This window comes from Providencia manganoxydans, from assembly GCF_016618195.1.
GTDB lineage: Bacteria > Pseudomonadota > Gammaproteobacteria > Enterobacterales > Enterobacteriaceae > Providencia > Providencia manganoxydans.
The window spans coordinates 2,610,999-2,637,840 of sequence record NZ_CP067099.1; the positions used below are offsets into that span (position 1 = coordinate 2,610,999).

The window sequence follows — 26,842 nt, forward strand, 5'->3', positions numbered from 1 at the left end:
CTCACTCACGTCGAACACTTTCTTTTCTATATGCCTGCTCGCCCTCTAATTATTTGGAATGCCAAGTCTTGATACTTTGCTCTCACCGATTTTTATCCAACCAATAAATCCTCCCCTCCATTAACTTAAGTTAAATCGCCCACTTGAAGCAAAACTGAGGTGCTATTTTCGGTTTAACATAAAATGCTTTCATTAGAGAATTTTTCAATTTATGGCTTTATTGCAATCTATTATTCATTTGCTATATTAGACGTATATCTCAGAATGCAACTGATTTGATTAAATAATAGCCGCGTGAGCCAAAAATTAAATTTTTTCTTATTTTTCCTACTCTCCGGCGTAAAGTATTTCTAGCAAAAACGGAAATTAAGTACTAGCATAAGACTAAGTGAGCACCATTCCATAAATGCATAACGTTGTTCATATGGAATAAGTAGATGTAGAATGACTGTCTGATATCTATTTTGTTGGTAGCTTACTTTTATATTTTCAAGATAAATCTATCTAGAGGGTAAAATAATGATTCGTACTAAAATTGTACTGGGCTCTATCGTATTAGCTTCAGCATTACTGGCGGGTTGTTCTTCTAACAGCACTGAAGTGCAAAAACTCTCTTCAGACGTGCAAACGCTGAATGGTAAAGTTGATCAGCTGAGCAACGATGTTCAGACTATCCGTGCTGAAGTACAAACTGCACAACAAGAAGCAGCTCGTGCTAACCAACGTCTAGACAACCAAGTTCGTTCTTACAAAAAGTAAGTTTGAACTGGCAATGAGTTAACGGAATGTTCTTTAACTCATTTCTTTATAAAGGGCCTTAATTTAGGCCCTTATTTTTTGCTGGTTAGTTTATTGATTCGTTATAGATTGGCTGTGGTTGAGAAATAGTAAACGAGTCAATTGGCTTTAGCTCTGGATATTTGCCTTGCTCATTAGCACTTTCATCCTGCTGATCTTCGCTTGATGCATATTCAGGCTCATACTGAGACTGTATTTCAGCGTCCTGCCCTTTATTCACCTTAACTGGCAACCCTGAACGTCTTGCCAGCTCTTTTTCGACTAGCGCTTTATCTATTTCTTCATTTTCAAGAAAGCGTTTAAAATCATCACTCAAAGCAATTGGCATTGTCTGAGGATCATCACTTGGCTTTTTAGACAGCGGTTGATGCACTTCAATATAATAGCTACCGTCTGGCTCTTTAGAATATTTAACCGGCTGGTTCACAACTTGAACACGTGTTCCTTTAGGAACGGTTTTAAATAACGCTTCAATATCGTCAGGACGCAAACGAATACAGCCAGAACTAACGCGCATGCCGATACCAAAATCAGCATTAGTACCGTGGATCAAATATTCACCATGACCATAGGATAGACGCAATGCATATAAGCCCATTGGGTTATCTGGTCCCGCAGGAACAACCGCCGGCAATGTAATTCCTTCTTTAGCGTAATTTTTACGAATATTCGCTGTAGGTGTCCATGTCGGATCTTTAATTAACTGGCTGACTGATGTGACCATTTCAGGTGTATCACGACCTAATTGACCAATTCCTATTGGGTAGACCACCACCTCATCCTTTCCTGCTGGATAGTAATAAAGTCTTAATTCAGCTAGGTTAAGGACTATGCCGCTTCTTTGTGTTGAAGGCAGTAGCATCTGTGAAGGGATGATCAGTTCTTTGCCTGCCTCAGGTAAATAGGGATCAGTACCGGGATTAGCTTCTAACATTGCAAGTAATCCAATTTGATGCTCACTGGCAATCATTTCTAACGAGCGACCATCATTAGGAACAACATAAATTGAGTTTTCCCCGATCAGGCGTGTATTGCCATCAGGTAATGGATAATCCATTGCTTGCACTGGTGACAGCAACGCACTCGCTACAAACAAACTTGCTGCAGTTAACACTTTTTTCATACCGACTCCAAGGAAAAAACAACATTTGTATCACGCTAAGATGTACATAATAGCAACTATACTACATATCTTTAATACCTATTGAATATATTATGAGTAATAATCATTGCTTTGCTTATGAAACAGCGAGATACAGTCAGCAAATAAATTAACAATTTAAGGAAAAAATGTTGATAGGATTAAGGCGAAAACGAGTGGAGAAACCATCTCTTCCACTCATTGGATAGTTATTGTAATTGTGCTGCGCGCGTAAGGATTGTGCGGATCATCGCGTTTAAACCTTGAGTCCGCGAGGGAGTTAAATGCTGCTCTAGCGCAAGCTGAGAGAAAAAAGCTTTAACATCCACAGCTAAAATTTGCTCTGCAGTTTTACCCTGAAAAAGAATAATTACGATTGCAACTAGCCCTTTTACAATTGCCGCATCACTATCACCCGCAAAAATAATCTGCCCATCGGCTTGTTTTTGCATATCAATCCAAACTTGGCTTTGACAACCCGCAATCAGATTACTATCACTACGCTGTTGTTCTGTTAAAGCAGTTAAACGTCCACCTAACTCTATCATATACAGATAACGTTCTTCCCAGTCCTGACAACGTGAGAAATTGCGCAGTAATTTATGTTCATCGGGCAAAGCTGGCATACTACTTTCCTTATTTAATCTAAGTTCTAAGGTTACATTGATTGTTGATGACAACGATCATTCAGCCCATAAACAAAAAGCCAATTTATTATTGGCTTTTCAGTCAATGATGACAAAAACAATCAAGCTATAGCACTTAGCCTAACAATTTTTTAATCCGTTGTAATGCATTGAATAAAGAATCTATCTCTTCTTTTGTTGTATAGATCCCAACAGAAGCACGACACATTGCTGGAACTTTATACCGTTCCATCAATGGTAATGCACAGTGATGACCTGTACGTATTGCAATACCATATTGATCTAAAAATGAGCCGACATCATAAGCATGATGCTCACCCAAATTGAAAGCAAGTACTCCTTCCCGCTGCTCATTGCCATATAAAACTAATGAAGGAACTTCTTTCAATTTTTGCGATGCATAGGACATAATCGACTTTTCATAAGCAAATGCCACTGTTCTTCCCAAAGTATTGAGATAATCAAAAGCAGCGCCTAAGCCAATAATCGCACTGACGTTTGGGGTTCCTGCTTCAAAGCGCCATGGCGCATCTGCATAAGTGATCCCTTTTTTTAGGCTAACATTGCGGATCATAGCTCCGCCGCCTTCCCATGGCGGCATGTCATCTAATAGCAATTTTTTACCGTAAAGTACACCAATTCCTGTTGGACCATACAGTTTGTGCCCAGAAAAGGTATAAAAATCACAATCTAAATCTTGTACATCAACAACACTGTGCATCGCACCTTGCGCACCATCAACTAATACGTGAAGCTGAGCCCCACAAGAGGCTGCAAATGAGCGAGCCTGCGTTATGATCGCTTTAACTGGGTTAACAGTGCCTAGAACATTAGAGATGTGAGTAAAACTCAGTAAACGGGTCTTGGCATCAATTAATGCTTCAAGCTCAGCAAGTTCCAGTTCACCATTATCGGAAACAGGAAGCACACGAATTTCACAGCCAATAGTTTCAGCTAACATATACCATGGCACAATATTCGCATGATGCTCCATCTCAGTAATGATGATGTTGTCACCCTGACTAATGAACTTGCGACCAAAGGTATTCGCAACCAAATTAATCGCTTCTGTAGTGCCTTTGACAAAGACAATTTCTTCGGCAGACGAAGCGTTGATAAAATCAGCCGCTTTTTGACGAACTTCTTCCATCATACTTGTCGCTTGGGCACTTAAGGTATGAATACCCCGATGTACCGCAGCATAATGGTGCAACGTAAACTCGCTCTCTTTTTCAACCACTTGAAGAGGCTTCTGTGCGCTAGCTGCACTATCAAGATAAACCAACGGGTGATTATTGATATTTTGAGACAAGGCAGGAAAATCCTGCCTTACTGCTGCTACGTTGTATGTCATTTGCGTATTAAACCTCTGCTAAGCGTCGACGTATATTCGCCATAACCGCTTGTTTGAGTTCATCTGAACCAATTGATTCGGTTAACTCAGCAGCAAATGCGATAATAATCATATGTTTTGCAGCTTTGCCGTCGATCCCTCTTGAACGTAGGTAGAACAACTGTTCATCATCGATACGTCCCACTGTTGCACCATGGCCACATTTTACATCGTCAGCATAGATTTCTAACTGAGGTTTGGTGTCAACTTCAGCTTGCTCTCCAAGTAATAAGGTATGATTCCCCATCTGACCATCAGTTTTTAAGGCGCTCGGTGCGACTTTAATCATGCCGTTAAATACCGCTTTACTGCTATCCATTGCAATGACTTTATGTAATTGTCTGCTTTCACAATGGCTTGCGTTATGTTCAAGATAAGTGCGCGTATCCACAATTTCGTTATCTTTCGGCAATAATAAGCTATTCAGTGATAAATTAGCATTTTCCCCTGTCAGCTGAGCACTAGTATGATGACGCGTTAGTGCCCCACCCAGTAAAAAGCTGCTGCTAAGCACTTGGCTATCACGACCAACTACAATGTCATTGTGAGCAAAATGCTGTGAACGATGGTTCTCATTGTTCAGTTTAAAATGCTGATATTGCGCATTATCACCGACTTCAACGGTCAAACGGCTACCTGTCAGGTGAGCACAGTCATTTGTGCTGACAAAGTGCTCAATAACTTGAGCCTGACTATTTGCACCTAGCGCAATATGATAACGATATTGGCTCGTATTGACCTCTGTGCCTTCATTTCCACTGGAAATATTCAGAAGATAAAGAGGCTTCTGTGCCACTTGATTGGCGGCAAGGTGGATCACAATCGGTTGCTGTGCAAGACTTTCAGTTAAGTGTAAGAAGATCTCGCTATTCACTGCATCAGGCAAAAGATCTTGATTATCTAACAAAGCAACTTGGAATGGCCCCATATCAATTGAGCTCAACGCTGAACTATAACGACCATCAATCATGACAATTCGATAAGCGTCTATTGATAGTGCTAATGCCTCACACGCTTGCTCATTAATAGATTGCTCAGCAAAGTGATATTGGGTTTTTAATACCGTATGCAAAGGGGTGTAGTGCCAGTCCTCATGACGAAACGGTGGTAAACCAACTTGTTTAGCCTTTTCCCAATGTGCTGCTGCATGATGCGATTTAGCACCTGCACGTTGTTCGAAAAGTGTTGCAAAACGCGCCATGGCTTGCTCATTTAAAGCAGCGACTTGACCACGTTTACCTGCTCTCTCACTGTTGGTCAATAAGCCAGCCATAACCTTGCTCCTCCAGTTTTTTCGCCAAGCTGAAATCACCTGATTTGATGATTTTCCCCTGATATAACACGTGAACAAAATCAGGTTTGACGTAATCTAGAATGCGCTGGTAGTGCGTCACGATAATAAATGAACGTTCTGGAGAGCGCAGTGAATTGACACCATTTGCAACAGTTTTCAATGCATCGATATCTAAACCTGAGTCGGTTTCATCTAAAATGCATAGCTGTGGCTCTAAGGCCGCCATTTGCAAAATATCATTACGTTTCTTTTCACCACCCGAGAAACCAACGTTTACTGAGCGTGTTAGCAGATCTTCAGGCATTTCCAATAATTGAATTTTATCTTCAATAAAATCTTGGAAGTCAAAGCGGTCTAATGCTTCTTGCTGACGGTATTCACGAACCGCGTTTACCGCAGTTTGCAGGAAAAATTGGTTACTGACACCAGGGATTTCTACTGGGTATTGGAAAGCAAGGAAAACCCCTTCACCAGCGCGTTCTTCAGGATCAAGCTCTAGCAGATCTTTACCTTTGAAGGTCACTTCACCACTGTCGATTTCATACTCTTCACGACCCGCAAGGGTTGCAGATAACGTACTTTTACCCGAACCATTTGGCCCCATAATGGCGTGAACCTCACCCGGTTTCACTTCCAATGATAAGCCTTTTAATATTTCATTACCTTCAACACTTACATGTAAATTTTTAACACTTAACATATCAACATGCCTTTAGCGCTTTTGCGCATAAACTCTTATTGTGATCAACCCACGCTATGCTCTAGGCTGATTGCCAGCAATTTCTGTGCTTCCACTGCAAACTCTAACGGGAGCTCTGAGAAAACATCTTTACAGAAACCATTTACGATCATGGATATAGCATCATCCTCACTAATTCCACGTTGTAAGCAATAAAACAATTGATCTTCACCAATACGAGAGGTGGTTGCCTCATGTTCTAGTTGAGCAGTATTGTTTTTGACTTCAACATAAGGGAATGTGTGAGCGCCGCATTGAGTACCAATCAACATCGAGTCACATTGGGTGAAGTTACGTGCATTATGTGCACTTGGTAATATCTTCACTAAACCACGATAGCTGTTTTGGCTCTTGCCCGCAGAGATACCTTTAGAAATAATCGTTGAACGGGTATTTTTCCCGATATGGATCATCTTAGTCCCTGTATCGGCTTGCTGGTTACCATTAGTCAACGCAACAGAGAAAAACTCACCCACTGAGTTATCACCTTTCAAGATAACACTCGGGTATTTCCATGTAATAGCAGAACCGGTTTCTGACTGTGTCCACGACATTTTGGAGTTTTCACCTTCACATAATGCACGTTTGGTCACAAAGTTCAGGATCCCTCCCGTATCACTGTCACCACCTGAGAACCAGTTTTGTACTGTGGAATATTTGACTTCAGCATCTTTATGAATAATGACTTCAACAACCGCAGCATGCAGCTGATAACTATCACGGACAGGCGCAGAACAGCCTTCAATATAACTCACGTAGCTGCCTTCATCGGCAACTAGAATGGTCCGCTCAAATTGCCCTGTTTTTGCTGCATTAATTCGGAAGTAAGTCGATAATTCCATTGGGCAACGCACCCCTTTCGGGATATAAACAAAGGTACCATCTGAAGCAACTGCTGCGTTTAAGGCCGCAAAGAAGTTATCGTGACTGGAAACAACCGTACCAAGGTATTTTTGCACTAACTCAGGATACTCTTGGATTGCTTCACTGAATGAACAGAAAATAATGCCATGCTTAGCAAGATCTTCACGATAAGTGGTGGATACTGACACGGAGTCAAAAATTGCATCAACCGCAACTTTTGCGCCTTCACGGACAGGAACCCCCAGCTGGTTGAAAGCATCTTCAACTTCAGCGGTAAGATAATTATTGGTTTCAGTGACGCCAGTTGCCTGTGTCGCACCTGATTGCGAACCACAAGTATCATCACATGAACCACAAGAAGGTGCTGAGTAGTAGCTATATTCTTGATAATCTAAATTTGGATAATGGGCTTTTAACCAGTGTGGCTCTTCCATTCCTTTCCAGTGATGATATGCATCAAGGCGGAATTTTAGCATCCACTCAGGTTCATTTCGTTTCGCAGAAATCGCTCGGACCACGTCTTCGTTGATCCCTTTAGCCATTTCATCTGTGGCGACATTCGTAAAGAAACCTTCTTTATATCGCTGGTCATCTAGCCAGCTTTGAACTTCATCGCCAATTTCTACATTGCTCTGAGACATAATCTGACTTCACATGTTAAACGCCGAAGCTTTCACCACACCCACAGGCATGTTGGGCTTTCGGGTTATTAAATTTAAAGATGCGATTTAGCCCTTCTTGGACATAATCAACAACGGTACCATCAATAAATGGCATTGCTTGTTTCGGCACATAAAGGCGTGCCCCATCGTGTTCAAAGAGTAAATGATCATCTGTTGGGTTTTTGATCATTTCAAAAACATAACCAAAACCAGCACAGCCCGACTGTTTAACCCCTAGCGAAAGCCCTTTAGTATCAGGATTCTGCTCCATCAATTTTTTAATTTGTTTCGCTGCGCTATCAGTCAGATTGACACCTTGCCAATTGGTTTCATCAATAGAAAACGTTTCTACATTGTCATTCACTTTTGCAGTCATTTTGACCCCACAATTTTCATGGCTTTTCAGCCAGTTATCAGGAGATTAACTCCGTTTGTCCTATGGTAACGATAACCCTTGTCACTTCAACCATTTGTTTTGAGAGGTTATACCTATTTTAGCTCATTTTTCACCCATTCGTAGTCTATTAACTCAGCAAAAACAGTAAAAATGAGTGCTAACCTATTAAATATAAACAGTTAAATTATTTTACATTTTTTTTAATTTTGTGTACTAAGAGATACATAAAAATCGCACAAAATAATAAAGATACATTTATTATACAACTTAAATAATAAACCTAATATTGAAATTATGCTGAAAAAGTTGAAAGAGCCTCAAGTCTAACTCACTTGAGGCTAAAAGCGACTAATCAGAAAGGACCGCGGTAGTTAAACGAGAAGTGCAACACAATTGATCTTTTTCATTAAAAATATCAATGCTCCATACTTGTTGACGGCGCCCTAAATGAATAGGTTTGCAAACACCTTTCACCAGCCCTTCTCTTGCCGAACGAATATGATTGGCATTAATCTCTAACCCCACTACGCGTTGTTCCCCTTCACTGCACAGATAACCTGCAATAGAACCTAATGATTCGGCCAGTACCACAGAAGCCCCACCATGTAACAAACCAAATGGCTGTTTAGTGCGATTATCAACAGGCATAGTCCCTTCAATATAATCGTCACCATAACATGTGATTTCAATGCCTAAATGACCTAACATGCAATCTTTTGCCATTGCTGACATCTGCTCAAGCGTAAATTTACGTTTCCAAATCATCCGATTATCTCCAGCAAAGCTTGTATTGGGTGTTTTATTTGTATATTTTCCATCCGTTTCACTTGGCTACGACATGAGTATCCCGTGCTTAAACAACGCGCTTTTGGCAAATTATCCATCGCAGGTTTCCACGACAAATTATAGATGCCTTTTGAATTTTTGAGATTAGCCACTTCATGGCCATAAGTTCCCGCCATTCCACAACAACCTACACTGATATTTTTTAACTCTTGTCCGTAACGCTTAAACAAATTAACCCACTGTGCGCCACTATTTGGTAGAGCGGTTGTTTCAGTGCAGTGAGCAAAGAAATACCATGGATCTGACGTCAAGGTAGCCATTTGTTGAGGTTCAGGCAATGTGCTCAACCATTCATGAGCTAGTTGTACAGTAAAACGGCAGTGTTGCTGACCTAATATTTCATGATATTCATCGCGATAGCATAGAACCAAAGCAGGATCGACCCCTACCATCGGTAACTGAAGTTTAGCCACTCGATTCAGGAAATCTGCCGTTTTCTGTGCGGTTTTAGCAAAACGAGCAAGAAAACCTTTAATATGTTGTGCTTTACCATTTGGTGAAAATGGCAGTAAAACAGGGTTAAAACCCAATTTTTCAATCAATTTAACAAAATCAGCTACCACTTTTGCATCGTAATAACTGGTAAATGGATCTTGAACCACCAGCACATATTTTTCTCGCTGGGAAGGTGACATTGTTTCTAATTGCTCTAGTGTTACCGTGATTGCCGCATGTCCTGATAATTCTTGTTTTAGCGTAGGCTGAGAAAATAACGGTAAATCCACCATACCGATAGTCTGTTCACTCAGTTTTTGCACCCACGGCTGGCGTAAGAAAAAGTTAAATACACCGGGAGCTTTTGATAGCATCGGTGCAGTCGCTTCAACCCCTGCAACAATATGATCACGAACAGGTCTTAAATAACGACCATGGTAGAGCGCTAAGAATTTTGACCTAAATGAAGGTACATCAATTTTAATTGGGCACTGGGTTGAACATGCTTTACAGGCTAAACAACCCGACATGGCCGCTTTGACCTCATGAGAAAAATCGTAATCCCCTTTTTGGGCACGCCATGTATTACGTGTTTTATCAATCAAGCCACGCAATGATGGACGATTTTCTTTAATCCCCTGTTCTAAGCTCTCAGGGGTGACACCTTGCTCAGAAAGTAAACGCAACCATTCACGGACTAACGTTGCCCGACCTTTTGGTGAATGGATACGTTGGCCACTGATTTTCATTGATGGGCACATCGGGCTTTTCACATCAAAGTTAAAACAGAGGCCATTGCCATTACAATCCATCGCCCCACGAAACTGTTGACGAACTTGCACTGGTATTTGTCTATCGTAGGTTCCACGTTTTACCGCATCGACTTGTTTCATAGGCGCATCGATACCCGCTGGAGGACAAATTTTCCCGGGGTTAAGACGGTTATCCGGATCAAAAGCGGCTTTTATATTACGCAGTTCTGCATACAATACTTCCCCAAAAAACTCAGGGCTGTATTGTGCTCTAAAGCCTTTTCCGTGCTCTCCCCACAGTAGGCCACCATATTTCGCCGTTAATGCCACAATGTCATCTGAAATTTGTTTCATTAATATTTCTTGTTGCGGATCGCACATATCTAATGCAGGGCGTACATGTAAAACCCCCGCATCCACATGCCCAAACATGCCATAATTCAGTTTATGGTGATCCAGTAAGGCGCGAAACTCGACGATATAGTCCGCTAAATGCTCTGGTGGCACACAGGTATCTTCAACAAATGGGATAGGCTTGGCTGCCCCCTTGCTATTACCTAGCAGACCAACGGCCTTTTTACGCATATTGTAGATACGGTTAATATCTTCCAAGTCACCACAAACCTGATAGCCAATAACCCCTGCTTGCTGACTAGCCATCAACTCATCTAAGCGCTGACAGAGGCTTTCCGTTAAACTATTAATCTCATTTTCATCATCACCACTAAACTCAACGATATTGAGACCTAGCATCTCTTTATTAGGGATATCGGTGATCAGTGATTTAACTGAATGCCAAACGATATCTTCACGAGCAAGGTTAAGTACCTTCGAATCAACGGTTTCAACGGATAACGCTTTAGCTTGCACCATAAACGGTGCGTTACGCAAAGCAGATTCAAATGAATCGTATTTGACATTCACCAGACGACGCACTTTAGGTAATGGCGTGATATCAAGGGTTGCTTCCGTAATAAAGGCGAGAGAGCCTTCAGAACCGGTTAAGATACGAGTCAGATCGAATTCACTAAGGTCGTCATTAAAGACATGGCGTAAATCATAACCCGTTAAAAAGCGGTTAAGTTTTGGAAATTTCTCTTCAATCAGAGGGCGTTGTTCTAAACAACGCTCTAAGACGGTTTTATAAATACGTCCAGTCACCGAGTCTTCTGACGCAATCGATTGGGCGAGTGCAATAGGCATAGCGCGTGTATCAATGCACTCTCCTCCCAATAATACGGCTTTTACCCCAAGAACATGATCCGAGGTTTTTCCATAAACTAAAGAACCTTGTCCAGAAGCATCCGTATTAATCATACCGCCCAAGGTCGCACGGTTACTGGTGGAAAGCTCTGGAGAGAAAAAATAACCATAAGGTTTAAGGAATTGGTTCAGCTGATCTTTGATCACACCGGCTTCAACCTTTACCCAACCTTGCTCAGGGTTTATTTCTAAAATACGATTCATATAACGTGACATATCAACCACTATCCCTTCGGTTAGCGATTGACCATTCGTCCCCGTTCCCCCGCCTCTCGGTGTGAACGTTAATTCACGAAACTTTGCGAGCCCTGCAACGCGGGTAATTATTTGCACATCAGCACTAGAACGTGGAAACACAACAGCCTGTGGTAGTAGCTGATAAATACTATTGTCTGTTGCCATTGATAAACGCTCTGCATAGCTAGTACCATTATCACCGGTAAAGCCTTGCTCTTGCAGCTGTTGCAGGAATTCAATGACAAGTTTACTTAAATGAGGTGCTTCAGTTATACGCGGGATCATTATTAACGATGACTCTTGTTGTTTATACTCGTGATACTTCAAGATGCAACACCTTTCATTTAGGGATGGTGACGACCTCCGTCACGCCGCTTTATAGGCTCTAGTGACTCGTGCACTTGTCGTCTAGCTGCACCTCAAAATATTTAGAGTATAGTGTTCGCATTACTCGTTATGTACTATCTTTATTTTAAGTAGCACAATAGTGCTTTATTGGTTGATAGGGCTTCCCCTGTACAACCTGTAGTCTTTAAGTTAAAGAGAATACAATCGCTGATGACATTGTCAGTGAAGAACCATATCACAATATTGTTTTTTTTTGATCGCGAAAAAAAATTACGTTATTTTCACCTGAAAAAACGGCTCACTTGCAGTGTTTTTATTTGTTAAGGATTAGTCATTGATGGAAAAATCGCAAAAAAGGCTCGACTTACCCAAGTTGATCTTCGGATTTGCCTCAATCATTTTAATGATTGCCGCATGCTTTTGGGTATTGAACCCTTTTATTCTTGGATTTGTTTGGGCAGGTATGATGGTCATCGCTACATGGCCCCTCCTTTTACGAATAGAAGCAAGACTCTGGAACAAACGTTGGCTTGCCGCCTTAATCATGGTTTCTTTAATATTGCTGCTGTTCGTCATTCCTTTAGGGATCTTGATTGGCAGCATCATTCAAAATAGTGCACCTCTTATTGATTTAGCTAAATCACCCAACAGCCTACGTTTTCCAGATTTAGAATGGTTAAATACACTGCCATTCGTGGGTGAAAAAATTTATTACGCTTGGCACAGCTTAGTCGCCAGTGGTGGTAACGCCTTATTAGCTAAAGTTCAGCCATACTTTGGTCAAGCAGCAGGATGGTTTATTGCTCAAGCTATCAATGCGGGGCGTTTTATGTTCCATCTCATGCTGATGTTATTATTCAGTGGCTTACTATATCTGAAAGGTGAATCTGTCATGTTAGGTATTCGCCATTTTGCGGTACGCTTAGCTGGAATTCGCGGCGATGCTGCGGTTGTCTTAGCCGCTCAATCTATCCGAGCAGTTGCTCTGGGTGTCGTTGTCACGGCATTAATCCAAGCTATCGTCGGCGGGATTGGCTTGGCACTCTCAGGCATTAGCTATGCGGCGATTTTAACTGTCTTACTTTTTATTTGCTGCGTCGCTCAGCTTGGCCCTTTACTGGTCATGGTGCCTTCAGTGATTTGGTTGTTTTGGACTGGCGATACCACATGGGCAATTATTTTAGCGATTTGGGCTGCGGTCGTCGCTACCATGGATGGGGTGTTACGCCCTTGGTTAATTAAAATGGGGGCTGACTTGCCGATGGTATTAATACTTGTTGGGGTTATTGGCGGTATTCTTTCATTCGGTATGATTGGTTTGTTTATCGGCCCTGTCGTACTTGCCGTTTCATATAGTTTATTAAAAGCATGGATGAATGAAGTTGCAGTACCCAATGAAAACCTTGATGAAACAGAAAAGTTTCTTCACGACGAATTTATGAGTAAGAAATAATTTAGCTTTAAATTCACCAACAGTGCACAACAATTTAAGTGCACTGTTGGATTAATTATTATCCCCATTAATATTTAGAAACAATATTTAACAGACTAATGTTAGTTTTCAATCATATTTGTGATATTATCTTTTTCGTCGAAACGAATTCTCTTTATGATACAGCTACTAACAATTATATTGAGAGTCTTCTTAATGAAGATTAATTTTAATTAAATTATCATTAATGTAATAAATTACGTTTCACTCAATACGGATCTCAAAGCCATGCTTATTTAAGCTAAAGCGTGGCTGTCTCAATCGAATTGCTGTGTGTAGTCTTTGCCTGTCAGCCCATGATAGGCTTTTTTTTTTATCTTGACCTTCCAACATGAATATTATTCACTTTAACAAGGCTGTTACCTTGTAAATCATCATATTGTGTACTCACGCTAATTACTCCGATTTGGAGTAAATAAAACTATTTTATAATCCTTTATATATCTATTTATATAACACAATTAAATTTAACTCAAAACGATTAACACTAATGGATCGGTTCATTAACTTTTTAGTTTAAGCTATGTGAGTAAATACTTATTCATTATTATGCATACAGCATTACTTATATTACTTGTATGAACATATTTGATAGTTTATATAAATATCAGTAATTGATATATTCTATTTGATTAATAAAAAAAGCCGGCAATATTATTACCGGCTTTTTTGAGACACTAGTCTTAAATAATAGATTAACTTCTTGTTAATCAGCTAATGTTAGCCAAGTTTTAACAACAGTATCTGGGTTAAGTGAAAGGCTATCAATTCCTTCTTCAACCAGCCATTGTGCAAAATCTTGGTGATCCGATGGGCCTTGACCACAAATACCAACATATTTGTTTTGGCGTTTGGCCGCTTTTATTGCCATCGATAGCATCGCTTTTACTGCATCATTACGCTCATCAAACAACTCAGAAACCACACCTGAGTCCCTATCTAAGCCTAATGTAAGCTGAGTCATATCATTTGAACCTATTGAGAAGCCATCAAAATGTTCAAGGAACTGGTCCGCCAACAATGCATTTGATGGAATTTCACACATCATAATGACTTTCAAGCCATTCTCACCACGTTTCAAATCATGTTTTGCTAATTCAGCAACCACAGCTTCAGCTTGAGCAACGGTACGAACGAATGGGATCATAACTTCAACGTTAGTAAGGCCCATATCATTACGCACACGTTTTACCGCTTCACACTCAAGTGCAAAACAATCACGGAAGCTATCTGAAACATAACGGCCCGCGCCACGGAAACCTAACATCGGGTTTTCTTCTTCTGGCTCATAAATATCACCACCAACAAGGTTGGCATATTCGTTAGATTTAAAGTCAGATAGACGGACGATAACGCGTTTAGGCCAAAATGCGGCTGCAAGAGTCGAAATGCCTTCCGTTAATTTGCCAATATAGAATTCAATCGGATCATCATAACCCGCCATCATGATACGAATTTCGCTTTGCAGCTCAGGTGTTTGAGCATCAAACTCGAGTAACGCTCTTGGGTGAACACCAATCATACGGTTGATGATAAATTCTAATCTCGCTAATCCAACGCCTTCGTTAGGTAAACAAGCAAAGTCAAAAGCACGGTCAGGGTTGCCGACGTTCATCATGATTTTGACATCAAGCTCAGGCATTTTATCGACAGCAGAGCTGTGAATTTCAAACTCAAGTTGACCATCATAAACAAAACCGGTATCACCTTCAGCGCAAGATACTGTGACTTGACTGCCTTCAGTTAAACGTTCTGTCGCATCACCACAACCAACAACAGCTGGGATCCCAAGCTCACGAGCAATAATTGCAGCATGACAAGTACGGCCACCACGATTGGTCACAATCGCAGCGGCCTTCTTCATGATTGGTTCCCAATCAGGATCGGTCATATCGGTCACCAGCACATCGCCTGGCTGAATACGATCCATTTCATTCAGATTATGGATCACTTTGACTTGCCCTGCGCCAATACGATGCCCAATAGCACGCCCTTCAACTAACACATTTCCTTGTTGTTTCAGTTGATAACGTTCCATGACTTGCTGATTAGAACGCACCGTTTCAGGACGAGCTTGAACGATATACAAACGCCCATTATGACCATCTTTAGCCCACTCAATATCCATTGGGCGGCCGTAGTGTTTCTCAATTTGCAAAGCTTGACGTGCAAGCTCTTCAACTTCATGATCCGCCAAAGAGAAACGATTGCGTAGCGCTTCTGGCACATCCTCAATTTGAACTTGTTTACCATGTTCTTGGCTATTTGCATAAACCATCTGCAATTTTTTTGAGCCAAGCGTACGGCGAACAATCGCAGGACGTTGATTAATTAATGTTGGTTTATGAACATAAAACTCATCAGGGTTAACAGCCCCTTGCACAACCATTTCACCAAGACCATAAGCCGAGGTAATAAAGACAACTTGGTCAAAACCTGATTCCGTGTCAATGGTAAACATGACACCGGAAGAGGCTAAATCAGAACGCACCATTCTTTGCACACCAGCGGACAATGCAACGCCACGGTGGTCATAACCTTGGTGAACACGGTAAGAAATTGCTCGATCATTAAACAACGAAGCAAATACGTGTTTAATCGCAACTAATACAGCATCAATACCTTGAACGTTCAAAAAGGTTTCTTGCTGCCCTGCAAATGATGCATCAGGCATATCCTCAGCGGTTGCAGAAGAACGAACAGCAAATGAAGCATCTTTTTCCCCTTCAGATAAGGTTTGGTACGCTTCACGAATATCGTTTTCTAACTGAGGTGTTAATGGTGTATCTATTACCCATTGACGGATCTGTTCACCCGCAGCCGCGAGCTGATTAACATCATCAATATCCGTTTCATCTAGCAGCGTATAAATGCGCTGATTAACGCCACTCTGCTCAAGAAAATCATTAAACGCCTGTGCAGTAGTCGCAAATCCGTTAGGTACGGATACACCAAGATCGGACAGGTTAGTAATCATTTCACCGAGCGAGGCGTTTTTACCGCCAACACGGTCAACATCATTCATCCCTAATTGGTTATACCAAAGTACATTACACGGAGTGAGGCCATTTGTGGACATTGAAAGCGATCCTTTATCTTTATCTAGCAATTTAGTGACAAGGTACAAACTCGTAAAAAATCTCATTGGCGATTATTCGCCTCACGAACTAGACTAGCACAGACAATATAGGAATATAGACAGGTGAATCGTTCCAACTAGCAAGAAAAAATTTTTGTTCTAAAAATTGTTCAAATATTGGCTATACTTTCCCCTATAAACTATTTTTTAAACTTTAATCAAATATAATATCTCTTTAAAACCGATAAAAAATACAACAAAAGACCAAATATATGAGTGAAATCACCGTAACTAATCGTAATAAAACCCTCGCAGAACGAACTGTTTTCTTTATTTCTGACGGAACGGCAATCACCGCCGAAACATTAGGGCATGCTGTATTGTCGCAATTTCCTTTAGCATTCACTTCATACACATTACCTTTTGTCACCACAGAAACACGTGCACAGGAAATAAAACACAAGATTGATACTATCTATCAAGAAACCCAAAACCGCCCTTTAGTGTTTTACTCGATTATTTCGCCATCAGTAAAAAAAATCATCACCGAAAGCGCGGGTTTTTGTCAGGACATCGTGCAAACCCTCGTTGCACCAATTCAGAAAGAAGTTGGCTTAGAGCCTGAACCCAAACTCAATCGAACGCATGGTTTATCCGTTCAGAATATGAACCAATATGATGCGCGTATTGCGGCGATTGAATACACATTAGCCCATGACGATGGTATTTCGTTACGTAACCTCGACCAAGCACAGGTTATTTTGATCGGCGTTTCACGTTGTGGTAAAACGCCAACCAGTCTCTATCTAGCCATGCAATTTGGCATTCAAGCGGCAAATTATCCTTTTACTGCTGATGATATGGATAACTTACAACTCCCTGCTGAATTGCGCCCTTATACGCATAAATTATTTGGTTTAACGATCAGTCCAGAGCGGCTTGCGGCAATTCGCGAAGAGCGTCGAGAGAACAGTCGTTATGCCTCATTACGTCAATGCCGCATTGAAATAGCCGAAGTAGAAGCATTGTTTAGGCAAAATAAAATTAATTACCTCAATACGACGAATTATTCCGTAGAAGAGATATCAGCAAAAGTTATCGACACAATGGGGTTACAGCGACGTATTTTTTAATAGGCGCGTTTTATACTCTAAATAATTCGAGATGTAGGTAGGCGACTCACTGAACGTAGTCACCCCCTACAGCTTGAAGTATGACGAGTATAGAAAAAATATTGCATTCAATCGCAGTTGTTGGTTGAATTTGAGCCATTTTCGTTTATTGTGATCTTAATCACTGATATGGCTCAGCCTATTAAAGTTTTGAGAAGAAATAATGCATAAAACTGATGAACTACGTACTCAGCGTGTTGATAGCTTAATAACGCCACAAACACTTGCTGACGAGTACCCTATTTCTGAAAAAGTCGCGGATAACGTGACAGCGTCACGTAAGCGGATTGAGAAAATATTATCGGGTGAAGACCCTCGCTTATTAGTCATTGTTGGTCCATGCTCAATTCATGACATTGATGCAGCTCTTGATTATGCGAATAGATTAAATGTGTTACGTGAACGTTATCAAGATCGCCTAGAAATCGTGATGCGTACCTATTTTGAAAAACCGCGTACCGTCGTGGGTTGGAAAGGCCTAATCTCCGATCCTAATTTAGATAATTCATGCCAAGTGAATACCGGTATTCGGCTTGCTCGTAAATTACTGATTGATGTTAACCAACTTGGTTTACCAACAGCCACTGAATTTCTCGATATGGTCACTGGGCAATACATTGCCGATTTGATCAGTTGGGGTGCAATTGGCGCTCGAACTACAGAAAGTCAAATCCACCGTGAAATGGCATCAGCACTCTCTTGTCCTGTCGGATTCAAAAATGGTACTGATGGCAATATCCGTATCGCAATTGATGCGATCCGTGCTGCGAAAGCTCAGCATATGTTTTTATCACCAGATAAAAGCGGCCAAATGACTATCTACCAAACCAGCGGTAACCCACATGGTCATATTATTATGCGTGGTGGTAAACAACCTAATTATGCGATTGGTGATATCGCCGCTGCCTGTGACAAACTCCGTGAGTTTGAGTTAGCAGAGCATTTAGTCATCGACTTTAGTCATGGAAATTGCCAGAAAATCCATCGCCGCCAGTTAGATGTTGCTAGAAACATTGCTGAGCAAATTAAAGGGGGTTCAACAGCAATTAGTGGCGTCATGGCTGAAAGTTTCTTGCTTGAAGGTACACAAAAAATTGTCTCTGGGCAGCCTCTTACCTATGGACAATCAATCACTGATCCATGCTTAGGATGGGATGATACTGAAGAACTACTCGATATCTTAGTTCAAGCTGTTGAAAGCCGTTTCAAGTGATTTAAATGATATCATTGGCTCTTTCTGGTTATCTTAGCCTGAAAGAGCCAGACCGCCCTACCTGCAACCTTATGATTCTCTTTCAATCATTCAATTCTAGTTATAAATCACTATTGCATTGTAGTTAATTTGTCATCCAAATGTAAAAACCTCTTGATGTTACCAATTAACTTAAAGATAATGATTCTCACTATTAGTTTTATTATCAATTGAGTTGAGTATGACGGATAACATCGCTAAACCACCTGTTGAAAATATCGTAAGCCCTACGGTACAACCTGTAAAAGTTGACGTTATAGATAGCCATCAGTTGCTAGGTCATGATGGTAAATTGGTCATTCAACATCGTGGCGAAATGTACCAATTAAGGGAAACCCGCGCCGGTAAATTAATTCTGACTAAATAGTTTTTATTTAAAAATTTAGACTCAAAATAATTCGAGTAGCAGATAGACGACAAACGAAGATAGTCGGGGAGCATAGATAACCACTGAGTCTCGTCGAGCGTAGTCTAGCCCTCTGCAACTTAAATTATCACGAGTATAATCACAGCAAGCCACCCAGATCACTATCAAGGCAGCCAGCTAAATTCACCACATAAGGAAAGGATTTCCTATGGAGTTTAAACTGATGTCTGCAACATCCATCACTTCTTTATATGGGCAAAAAATTGCCATGCCCACCCTTGTTACCGCTTTAGCACTAACTGGATTTAGTGCTTCGGCCTCGACAAAAGAAAAAGATGTGGTTGGTGACACCATACATGTCAAAACCCCCCCTTTTCAAAGGGAAAATATTGCCGTTGCAGAACAAGTTGATGTGATTGATGCCCAATCCCCTGAGTATCAATCAGCAACTTCGGCACTCGATTTACTCAAAGGCCAGGCGGGTATCTTTGTATCAGGTACCGGTGGAACTTATGGCCAAGAGATCCACATGCGTGGCTACGACTCACGAGGCGTCAAAGTCACAGTTGATAACATCACTCAAGATTTTTATTCGGGCCTATATGAAGCCACCTTTATTGATCCTTCATTGGTGAAAAAAGTCTATGTTCATAAAGGCGCATCATCTGTTGCACACGGTAGCGGCGCATTAGCGGGTGTTGTGGCAATGAAAACAGTTGATGCTTCCGACCTCTTAAAAAAGGGGCAAAATTTCGGTGGTCGTGTCTTCAGTGGCATCAATCGTAATGACCATAGCTACCTTGCGGGTGCCTCTTTATACGGGCGTACAAAGTCATTAGATACCCTGCTCAGCTATAGCCAACGCAAAAAATACTTGTTGGCACCCCCTGAAATATCGACAACGGATCATCACGAAAAAGTGCATAACTGGGCATTGAAAACCACATGGCATGCGCACCCTGCTTATACCATTGCACTGCAATTACGTGAATATCGTAATGATGGCAGCGGTTTAAAACAACCGACCGTTTTTGATACTGGCAATAAAAAGTTTAAGAATACCCCTCATGAGCGCTATAGCCATCAACGTGATCTTGCAATTAATCAGCATTTTTCGCCGCAAAACTCACGTCATTGGCAAGCAGATTGGGATCTGTACTATACCGATTTGTTTTTAGGGCAATTGGATTTAGTTAAACAAAAAACGGATAAGAAATATCAACGAGAAGAGCGTAATCAATACACTTACGGTAGCAAGTTTGCCCACCATTTTATGGTTCCCGTTGAAGGTTGGTTCAATAACCATATCGAAAATGGGATTGAATATTATCAGCAGCAGCAAAACCCGAATTTGCACGCTAATAGCTACCCACAGGCTCAGCTATCTAACCTTTCAGGTTGGATTAATAATGATATGACGCTACATCATTTACCTATCACTTTTTCTGCTGGTACCCGTTTTACCCGTTATGAGTCGTCACGCAAAGACGTTGCGACAAATAAAGATACCAATTGGTCATCCCGTTTTGCAGTGAGTGTGACACCAACAAATTGGTTAAACCTCTATTCGTCTTATTCGGAAGGCTATCGTGCACCACGCATGACCGAGTTATATAACAACTCAAATCATTTTAAGGCATTTATTTTTAGCTCAGATTTTAGACCTTCACCAGATCTCAAACCTGAAACCAATAAGACGCTTGAGGTTGGCTCTAAATTAAGCTTTGACGATGTGATGACTCAAGGAGATACCCTACAACTGGGTTCCACCTATTTTACGACTAAAGCTAAAAATTACATCGTTGCTGAAGGCCGTTATGAAAAAAAATATAATTTTAGGGAGGGAATATTCCAATGGTTCCCTCATGAAATTTTTTACGCCAATATCCCATCAGCATCCATTCATGGGCTTGATAGCTTTATTTCCTATAAAAATCATTGGTTCGACCTAAACATTAACTACAACCAAACAACAGGTACTGAAGATAATACGGGTCATTCACTTTCATCTATTCGCCCTGAAACTCTGTCTGTTCGCTTTAATGCACCGATTGCAACAACAGGTATCAATCTAGGCTGGATCGGTGAATTTGCGGCCAAAACCCAATTACAAGGCAGCGATAAATATAAATTACAACAACATAAATCTCAGCATGGCGTCGATCGTAAACATAGAGAAGTCATTCAGTACGCTGGTTATAGCCTGCACGACTTCTATGTTAACTATCAAGCTGATCAATTTATCAAAGGGTTAAGTACGACACTAACACTGAAGAATGCTTTTGATCGCCAATATGTTTCATCAATGGGTGTTCCTCAAGAGGGTCGTAATTTCTATTTCAATGTGAGTTATCAATGGTAACCATTTAATAATTATAAAATAAATAATACTCACCGGTTAGTTTTCCTACATGCGGGTTTAGGCAAAAACTTAAACTTGAAAACTGCGCTCTAAATAATTCGAGGTGCAGCTAGGCGACAAGTGAATAAGTCTCTAGGGACATAGAAAACTATGTGACTAGTGCGAATGAACGTAGTCAACAACGCTGCAACTTGAAGCATAACGAGCGCAACCGGTAACACTTTATGGAGTATAACAACATGTCTCATGTTTTACGTTTATCAGTTATAACAAGCGCCGTTCTTTCTGTTATTGCTACTGCTCAGGCAGAAACACAAACAACATCACCCCATCGCAATGATGTTATGACCGTCTATGCGACAGGTACTGAACGGGATAGTTTTGATGCACCGATGATGGTGACTGTTATCAAAAATAACTCACCAGAAACCAAAACAGCGAGTACCGCAAATGATATTTTACGCAAAATTCCCGGTATTGGTGTTTCAGGAACCAGCCGAGTGAATGGTCAAGAAATTTATATGCGTGGCTTTGACCGCAAGGGGATTTTGACTCTTGTCGATAATGTCCGCCAAGGCACCGATACGGGCCATGTTAATGGCACGTTTCTTGACCCTGCGTTAATCAAGCAAGTCGAGATCATTCGCGGTCCTTCCGCCCTACTGTATGGTAGTGGTGCAATGGGCGGTGTCATAGCATGGGAAACCGTTGATGCTAAAGACTTACTAGAAGATGGTCAAAATAGCGGTTTTCGTGTCTTCAGCCAAGCCGCTACCGGTGATCATAGCTTTGGTTTTGGTGGTACTTCATTTGGGCGAACCGAGCAATTAGATGGTCTATTCAGTTTTGTCACTAAGCAATCAGGGGATGTTCGCTTGAGCAATGGTGATGATATGGATAATAAAGAAACCATTGCCAACATGCTCGCCAAAGGTACATGGCAGGTGAATGATGACCAAAAGTTATCAGGGCAATTACGTTATTATAACGATAATGCTTATGAGCCGAAAAATCCCCAAGACTTAAACGTGGCAAAAGATAATCTCAAAGTTAATCGCACCACACGTCAACGCGATGCTCAAGCAACCTATTACCTCGCGCCAGAATCAAACAATTGGTTAAATCTTAAAGCCACCACCTATTATTCCGATGTCAATATCACCGCTAAAGGTAATGGTACACCATATGAAGGGCGTACCCAAAAAACCTATGGTTTGAAACTGGATAATAAAACCCATTTTTATGAGTTACCTTTCGCTGCTCATAACTTGACTTATGGTGGTGAGACCTATAAGCAAAATCAAACACCGTATGCTGCGACCACTCAGTTCCCTGATGCAGATATCACCTTTGCTTCCGGCTTCTTACAAGATGAGATTGCATTAAAGGATTTGCCTGTTTCATTTATTATTGGAACCCGTTACGACCATTATAAATCAACGGCAAAAGGCAATGATGACGTTAAAGAAGGGAAATGGTCATCCAAAGGTGCGGTTAGTATTACGCCTACAGACTGGTCAATGCTGTTTGCTTCCTATTCAGAAGCTTTCCGTGCACCAACCATGATGGAAATGTATAACGATGAAATTCATTTTCAAGTCGGTCCATTTGTAAATAGGTGGAAGCCCAATCCAAACTTAAAACCTGAAAAAACTCAAACTGCCGAGTATGGTTTTGGTTTACGTTTTGATGACCTATTTATGGCTCGCGACAATTTACAATTTAAAACCAGTTATTTTGATACGAAAGCTAAAGATTATATCAATACTGAAGTGAGTTTTCTCGAAGGCTACACGACATCCGTTAACGCCAAACAAGCGAAAATTTGGGGTGTCGATGCTTCAATGGACTATAAAAATGACTATTTCAACTGGAAACTGGCCTATAACAAAACCACAGGTAAAAATGAATACAATGGACAATCGATAACGTCTATCAAACCTGAATCTGTCACCAGTAACCTTTCTGTTCCTATTTCTAATAGCGGTTTTTCTGTCGGTTGGTTAGGTGAATTTACCCGCCATACTGACTTTAATGCTGCATCAAAACAACCACGCCAAGCAGGCTATGCTGTACATGATTTCTATGTTAGCTATCAGGGTGATGGTCAATTAAAAGGCTTGGGTACTAGCGTTGTCTTAGGCAATGCCTTCGACAAGGAATATTACTCTTCACAAGGCGTTCCGCAGGATGGACGTAATGCGAAGCTATTTGTCAGCTTCCAATGGTAATTTTAATCAAATAAGGAGATACACAGTGAGTTCAACATTATTCGAGCGTTATCAACAAGCTAAAGCAGAAAATAAAGCAAAATACGCTCGCGATCTAGCGGCTTACCTTAATGTTTCTGAAGGTGAGCTATTACATAGCCGTGTCGGTCATGACAAAGCGCAAAGACTCAATGTTGATGCCCCTACCTTGCTAAAGGCTTTAGCTGCCGTTGGTCAAGTCAAAGCCATCACACGTAATGAATACGTGGTACATGAGCAAGTTGGCCGCTACGATAATGCGAAATTCAGCTCACACGCAGGGTTAATTTTAAATCCACGCGCGTTGGATTTACGGATGTTCTTCAGCCATTGGGATTCTATTTTTACCTTGACCGAAGAAGCTAAAAACGGTGAACGCCATAGTATCCAGTTTTTTGATAAACAAGGTGATGCTCTGCATAAAGTCTATACTACAGATGAGACAGACATGGTGGCATGGCAGGCATTGATTGAACAATATGCCTCTAATGACAACCCGCCATTAGTTGTTGAAGCTGCGGAGCCTTTTTCTCAACAGCCAATCAGCGATGAGCTGAAACAGCAGTTAGAGCAAGAATGGCGCAATATGACCGATGTTCACCAATTCTTTATCTTACTGAAGAAAAATAATCTGAGCCGCCAGCAAGTGTTCCGTGCCGTCAGTGATGATTTGGCTTGGCAAGTCCCTGTTGATTCATTCAATCAATTGGTTAATACCGCGTTTAACGATCAAAATGAAATTATGATTTTTGTTGGTAACCGTGGTTGTGTACAGATTTTCACAGGCCAATTGAAACGTTTGATGCCATATCAAGCCGAAGGGTCTGAAATTAAATGGCTGAACATTTTCAATCCGGATTTCACCTTACATATGATTGAAAATGGTGTTTCTGAGTGCTGGGTAACACGCAAACCCACTCAAGATGGTTTTGTCACCAGCCTTGAGGTGTTTGATAAAGATGGCAATCAAATTGTACAGATGTATGGCCAACGTACCGAAGGAACGCCAGAACAAGAACAATGGCGTAATCAAGTTATGGCACTGCAACACATCTAATCGTTAGAGACAGTCCCTTTTTAGTTAATCGCCAATTTTCATCTGAATTAACGGCTGATATCTAAAATGTAAATTAACCTCCGAGAGGTTCTTATCTAATATTAAGATAATGAATCTCTCGATACACATTGGATTGAATGATTGGTTTTTAGATCAACGGCCTGTAGGTAAATAACATGAAACAATGGCTTCTAATTGCAATGACACTCATCATCAGTTGCACCGCCCAATCAGCAGAACGAGTCGTAACGCTCGGGGGAGATGTGACGGAGATAGTCTTTGAACTCAACGCAGGTGACCAAGTGGTTGCTAGGGATAGCACCAGCCTCCACCCTGCTGAAGCAGTTAAACTACCCGATGTTGGCTATATGCGTATGCTTAATGCCGAAGGTGTATTATCTATGCGCCCAACAGTGATACTCGCGAGTGAGCTTGCCAAACCGTCGATTGCACTATCACAGATAGAAAAAAGTGGCGTTAAGATCATCAAAGTCACAGGTAAACCCTCATTAGAAGCTGTTCCTGAAAAAATCACGACCATTGCGAATGCTGTCGGTAAAGTGGAACAAGGCAAACAACTTACTGAGAAATTTAATCAACAATTAGCCAAAGTGAATACATCACCGATTGATAAGAAAGTACTCTTTATTATGAGCCACGGTGGTGTACTTCCTCTCGCAGCGGGTCAACAAACTGCCGCTGATAGTCTGATTAAAGCAACCGGCGCTAAAAATGCCATGTCTGGTTTTAATAGCTATCGTCCATTATCTCAAGAAGGGGTCATCGCTAGCCAACCCGATCTCATCATTGTCACTCAAGAAGGCATTAAATCTTTAGGTGGTAAAGAGCGAGTATGGAAATTGCCGGGGGTTGCAATGACACCGGCGGCGAAAAATAAAGCATTAATTGTCGTTGATGATATGGGAATGCTTGGCTTTAGTCTTGGTACACCAGAAGTGATGCTGCAAATACGCGAGGCATTAGAGAATTCGCAATGAATCGGATTAAATACCCACTATTTGTCGTTATTGCCCTACTCTTAGTACTGATCACCATTGCAATGGTTTCATCTAATACTGGGGCAATGAATGTCTCATTTAAAACACTGTGGCAACTCCCTACAACCGATCCTGTCTGGCAAATTTGGCTAAATATCCGTTTACCGCGAATTTTACTGGCTATTTTAGTCGGACTTGCCCTTGCCGTCTCTGGCGCAATTATGCAAGGACTATTCCGTAATCCACTCGCCGATCCCAGTTTATTAGGTATCAGTAGTGGTGCCGCTCTGTGTGTGGCTGCTTTTATTGTGCTCTCTGTTTCTTTGCCTAGCGTTTTGCTGAACTATGGTCATATCGGTGCTGCCTTTGTTGGTAGCTTAATTGTCTCGTTAATTATTTTTAGTTTGAACCGTTATTCGAATGGCAATCTTGCTCGATTACTCTTAGCCGGTATCGCTATCAACGCCCTGTGCATGTCATTTATCGGTGTACTCAGTTATATCAGTGATGATCAACAATTGCGTACTTTTAGCTTATGGATGATGGGCACACTTGCGAGCATAGATTGGACTTCACTGACGATCGCAGCCAGTGTCATTTTACCAACCTGCCTTATTTGTTTATGGCAAGGCAAAAAGCTTAACCTGCTACAGCTTGGTGATGAAGATGCACATTATTTAGGTTTAAATGTTGAGAAAACTAAATTTATTTTACTCTTTTTAAGTGCCTTACTGGTTGGCTGTGCTGTTGCAATGAGTGGCGTGATTGGCTTTGTTGGCTTAGTAGTTCCTCATTTGATCCGTATGACTTTAGGTCCTGACCATCGCTGGTTAATACCCGGCTCAGCTATTGTTGGTGCGACATTACTACTGGTTGCAGATACTATCGCGCGTACCGCTGTTAGCCCAGCAGAGATCCCTGTTGGCTTATTGACAGGTTTAATTGGCGGACCTTACTTTTTGTGGTTAATACTGCGACAGCCAGCAGGGAGGATTTAA

At 41.2% G+C, this 26,842-nt stretch carries 20 protein-coding genes; 10 read left to right on the top strand and 10 right to left on the bottom strand.

The features are described from left to right. Positions 1-519: 519 nt before the first annotated feature. The gene (locus JI723_RS11720) at positions 520-759 is read left to right on the top strand and encodes a major outer membrane lipoprotein (protein ID WP_070929757.1); all 240 of its coding nucleotides are present in this window, start codon (positions 520-522) and stop codon (positions 757-759) included. A gap of 85 nt (positions 760-844) precedes the next feature. Here JI723_RS11720 and JI723_RS11725 read toward each other — a convergent pair whose 3' ends face one another. From JI723_RS11725 to ydiJ, 9 genes are all read right to left on the bottom strand, one after another. Then, a complete protein-coding gene (locus tag JI723_RS11725) occupies positions 845-1,921 on the bottom strand; it encodes a L,D-transpeptidase family protein (protein WP_140179132.1) in 1,077 nt (358 codons plus the stop codon). A 227-nt stretch (positions 1,922-2,148) separates the two neighbouring features. After that, positions 2,149-2,565 carry a cysteine desulfuration protein SufE gene (gene sufE, locus JI723_RS11730; protein WP_070929759.1) on the bottom strand — a complete coding sequence of 139 codons (417 nt, stop codon included), beginning with the start codon at positions 2,563-2,565 and terminating at the stop codon, positions 2,149-2,151. Between the two features lie 136 nt (positions 2,566-2,701). After that, positions 2,702-3,940, bottom strand: coding sequence for a cysteine desulfurase SufS (gene sufS / locus JI723_RS11735; protein ID WP_272579709.1), 1,239 nt, complete (start codon positions 3,938-3,940; stop codon positions 2,702-2,704). Between the two features lie 7 nt (positions 3,941-3,947). Next, positions 3,948-5,252: a Fe-S cluster assembly protein SufD gene (gene sufD / locus JI723_RS11740; RefSeq protein ID WP_070929761.1), complete on the bottom strand. Its 1,305-nt coding sequence runs from the start codon at positions 5,250-5,252 to the stop codon at positions 3,948-3,950. Next, a complete protein-coding gene (sufC, locus tag JI723_RS11745; RefSeq protein ID WP_070929762.1) occupies positions 5,227-5,973 on the bottom strand; it encodes a Fe-S cluster assembly ATPase SufC in 747 nt (248 codons plus the stop codon). The genes sufD and sufC overlap by 26 nt, the downstream gene beginning before the upstream one ends. A 44-nt stretch (positions 5,974-6,017) precedes the next feature. Continuing rightward, a complete protein-coding gene (sufB, locus tag JI723_RS11750) occupies positions 6,018-7,517 on the bottom strand; it encodes a Fe-S cluster assembly protein SufB (protein ID WP_070929763.1) in 1,500 nt (499 codons plus the stop codon). Positions 7,518-7,533: 16 nt separating this feature from the next. Further along, positions 7,534-7,914 (bottom strand): Fe-S cluster assembly scaffold SufA, encoded by a 381-nt coding sequence (gene sufA, locus JI723_RS11755; protein ID WP_070929764.1) that lies wholly within the window; start codon positions 7,912-7,914, stop codon positions 7,534-7,536. Positions 7,915-8,283: 369 nt separating this feature from the next. Beyond that, the gene (gene menI / locus JI723_RS11760; protein ID WP_070929765.1) at positions 8,284-8,700 is read right to left on the bottom strand and encodes a 1,4-dihydroxy-2-naphthoyl-CoA hydrolase; all 417 of its coding nucleotides are present in this window, start codon (positions 8,698-8,700) and stop codon (positions 8,284-8,286) included. After that, positions 8,697-11,753 carry a D-2-hydroxyglutarate dehydrogenase YdiJ gene (gene ydiJ, locus JI723_RS11765; RefSeq protein WP_272579886.1) on the bottom strand — a complete coding sequence of 1,019 codons (3,057 nt, stop codon included), beginning with the start codon at positions 11,751-11,753 and terminating at the stop codon, positions 8,697-8,699. Before ydiJ ends, menI begins: the two co-directional genes overlap by 4 nt. A gap of 400 nt (positions 11,754-12,153) precedes the next feature. Here ydiJ and ydiK point away from each other — a divergent pair, with 400 nt between their 5' ends. Continuing rightward, positions 12,154-13,269: an AI-2E family transporter YdiK gene (gene ydiK, locus JI723_RS11770; RefSeq protein ID WP_272579707.1), complete on the top strand. Its 1,116-nt coding sequence runs from the start codon at positions 12,154-12,156 to the stop codon at positions 13,267-13,269. A gap of 745 nt (positions 13,270-14,014) precedes the next feature. On the opposite strand, the gene ppsA is transcribed toward ydiK, so the two are convergent. Next, entirely contained in the window at positions 14,015-16,387 is a 2,373-nt protein-coding gene (gene ppsA, locus JI723_RS11775; RefSeq protein ID WP_319065863.1) for a phosphoenolpyruvate synthase, read from the bottom strand. A 272-nt stretch (positions 16,388-16,659) separates the two neighbouring features. On the opposite strand from ppsA, the gene ppsR reads away from it, so the two are divergent. From ppsR to JI723_RS11815, 8 genes are all read left to right on the top strand, one after another. Continuing rightward, positions 16,660-17,520: a posphoenolpyruvate synthetase regulatory kinase/phosphorylase PpsR gene (ppsR, locus tag JI723_RS11780; RefSeq protein ID WP_140179122.1), complete on the top strand. Its 861-nt coding sequence runs from the start codon at positions 16,660-16,662 to the stop codon at positions 17,518-17,520. 202 nt (positions 17,521-17,722) lie between these two features. After that, complete coding sequence (locus tag JI723_RS11785; protein WP_337979393.1) at positions 17,723-18,772, top strand: 3-deoxy-7-phosphoheptulonate synthase; 1,050 nt, start codon at positions 17,723-17,725, stop codon at positions 18,770-18,772. Between the two features lie 220 nt (positions 18,773-18,992). Further along, entirely contained in the window at positions 18,993-19,178 is a 186-nt protein-coding gene (hemP, locus tag JI723_RS11790; RefSeq protein ID WP_070929770.1) for a hemin uptake protein HemP, read from the top strand. A 208-nt stretch (positions 19,179-19,386) separates the two neighbouring features. Next, entirely contained in the window at positions 19,387-21,540 is a 2,154-nt protein-coding gene (locus JI723_RS11795; RefSeq protein ID WP_272579704.1) for a TonB-dependent receptor domain-containing protein, read from the top strand. A gap of 239 nt (positions 21,541-21,779) precedes the next feature. Then, entirely contained in the window at positions 21,780-23,771 is a 1,992-nt protein-coding gene (locus JI723_RS11800; protein ID WP_070929772.1) for a TonB-dependent hemoglobin/transferrin/lactoferrin family receptor, read from the top strand. Positions 23,772-23,796: 25 nt separating this feature from the next. Further along, positions 23,797-24,846 (top strand): hemin-degrading factor, encoded by a 1,050-nt coding sequence (locus JI723_RS11805; RefSeq protein ID WP_272579703.1) that lies wholly within the window; start codon positions 23,797-23,799, stop codon positions 24,844-24,846. A gap of 176 nt (positions 24,847-25,022) precedes the next feature. Next, on the top strand, positions 25,023-25,844 hold the full coding sequence (locus JI723_RS11810) for a heme/hemin ABC transporter substrate-binding protein (RefSeq protein WP_140179116.1): 822 nt from the start codon (positions 25,023-25,025) through the stop codon (positions 25,842-25,844). Continuing rightward, entirely contained in the window at positions 25,841-26,842 is a 1,002-nt protein-coding gene (locus JI723_RS11815) for a FecCD family ABC transporter permease (protein WP_319065859.1), read from the top strand. Before JI723_RS11810 ends, JI723_RS11815 begins: the two co-directional genes overlap by 4 nt.

Coding starts and splice junctions, on each gene's coding strand:
- sufA (WP_070929764.1), bottom strand. CDS start 7,914: ATGACTGCAAAAGTGAATGACAATGTAGAAACGTTTTCTATTGATGAA.
- JI723_RS11810 (WP_140179116.1), top strand. CDS start 25,023: ATGAAACAATGGCTTCTAATTGCAATGACACTCATCATCAGTTGCACC.
- sufC (WP_070929762.1), bottom strand. CDS start 5,973: ATGTTAAGTGTTAAAAATTTACATGTAAGTGTTGAAGGTAATGAAATA.
- JI723_RS11785 (WP_337979393.1), top strand. CDS start 17,723: ATGCATAAAACTGATGAACTACGTACTCAGCGTGTTGATAGCTTAATA.
- sufD (WP_070929761.1), bottom strand. CDS start 5,252: ATGGCTGGCTTATTGACCAACAGTGAGAGAGCAGGTAAACGTGGTCAA.
- menI (WP_070929765.1), bottom strand. CDS start 8,700: ATGATTTGGAAACGTAAATTTACGCTTGAGCAGATGTCAGCAATGGCA.
- ydiK (WP_272579707.1), top strand. CDS start 12,154: ATGGAAAAATCGCAAAAAAGGCTCGACTTACCCAAGTTGATCTTCGGA.
- JI723_RS11725 (WP_140179132.1), bottom strand. CDS start 1,921: ATGAAAAAAGTGTTAACTGCAGCAAGTTTGTTTGTAGCGAGTGCGTTG.
- sufS (WP_272579709.1), bottom strand. CDS start 3,940: ATGACATACAACGTAGCAGCAGTAAGGCAGGATTTTCCTGCCTTGTCT.
- JI723_RS11800 (WP_070929772.1), top strand. CDS start 21,780: ATGTCTCATGTTTTACGTTTATCAGTTATAACAAGCGCCGTTCTTTCT.
- hemP (WP_070929770.1), top strand. CDS start 18,993: ATGACGGATAACATCGCTAAACCACCTGTTGAAAATATCGTAAGCCCT.
- JI723_RS11815 (WP_319065859.1), top strand. CDS start 25,841: ATGAATCGGATTAAATACCCACTATTTGTCGTTATTGCCCTACTCTTA.
- ydiJ (WP_272579886.1), bottom strand. CDS start 11,753: ATGATCCCGCGTATAACTGAAGCACCTCATTTAAGTAAACTTGTCATT.
- sufE (WP_070929759.1), bottom strand. CDS start 2,565: ATGCCAGCTTTGCCCGATGAACATAAATTACTGCGCAATTTCTCACGT.
- ppsA (WP_319065863.1), bottom strand. CDS start 16,387: ATGTCCACAAATGGCCTCACTCCGTGTAATGTACTTTGGTATAACCAA.
- JI723_RS11795 (WP_272579704.1), top strand. CDS start 19,387: ATGGAGTTTAAACTGATGTCTGCAACATCCATCACTTCTTTATATGGG.
- JI723_RS11720 (WP_070929757.1), top strand. CDS start 520: ATGATTCGTACTAAAATTGTACTGGGCTCTATCGTATTAGCTTCAGCA.
- ppsR (WP_140179122.1), top strand. CDS start 16,660: ATGAGTGAAATCACCGTAACTAATCGTAATAAAACCCTCGCAGAACGA.
- sufB (WP_070929763.1), bottom strand. CDS start 7,517: ATGTCTCAGAGCAATGTAGAAATTGGCGATGAAGTTCAAAGCTGGCTA.